This is a genomic window from Edaphobacter sp. FHG110511_03 (assembly GCF_059115365.1).
This window is the reverse complement of sequence record NZ_JBZYWL010000056.1, coordinates 1-643: the sequence shown is the minus strand read 5'-3', so window position 1 is coordinate 643 and position 643 is coordinate 1. Positions and strand designations below refer to the sequence as shown.

Genomic DNA, 643 nt, shown 5'->3' with positions numbered 1-643 from the left:
ACAGCTACCTAGGCTCGACCCAATTCTGATCGGCGACTCAGGACAGATCAAGGAATATCGCGAGGAAACTACCTACGGATCGATCGGGGAACCTCACCACCGGCATATGTCCCAGCTCCTTGGGCTCTATCCCGGCCAGTTGATCAATTCAACGACGCCAGCCTGGTTGGCAGCGGCGAAGGTTTCCCTGGAAGGCCGAGGTCTAAGCGACGGCACGCCAGGCTGGGCTGTGGCCCAGCGGTTGGCCACATGGGCGCGTACTGGAGACGGCAACCAAGCCTATGCGTGCTATCACGCCTGGCAGTCGAATCACGCGATGTACAACCTGTGGAATAACCACCGGGATTCCACCACAACGAAGCTCTTCCAGGTCGACGGCAATTTCGGTGTGACTGCCGGCGTTGGCGAGATGCTACTGCAAAGCCACGAGGAAGTCGTCGCTCCTCTGGCTGCCCTTCCTAAGGCGTGGCCGAAAGGCAGCTATCGCGGCCTGCTCGCCCGCGGCGCCTTCGAGGTCTCAGCGAACTGGTCAAATGGACATGCGGATCGTTTCGAAATCCTTTCTCGGGCCGGTGGTCCACTGAAGCTGCGCTATCCGGCTATGGCAGGCGCTACGGTTCGCACTTCGAGCGGCAATCGAGTC

At 60.2% G+C, this 643-nt stretch carries 1 protein-coding gene; it reads left to right on the top strand.

What is annotated here, in order from left to right; all coding sequences use genetic code 11:
* The coding region (locus tag AC5S26_RS29920; RefSeq protein ID WP_494188600.1) for a glycosyl hydrolase family 95 catalytic domain-containing protein at positions 1–643 on the top strand (643 nt) is incomplete at both ends.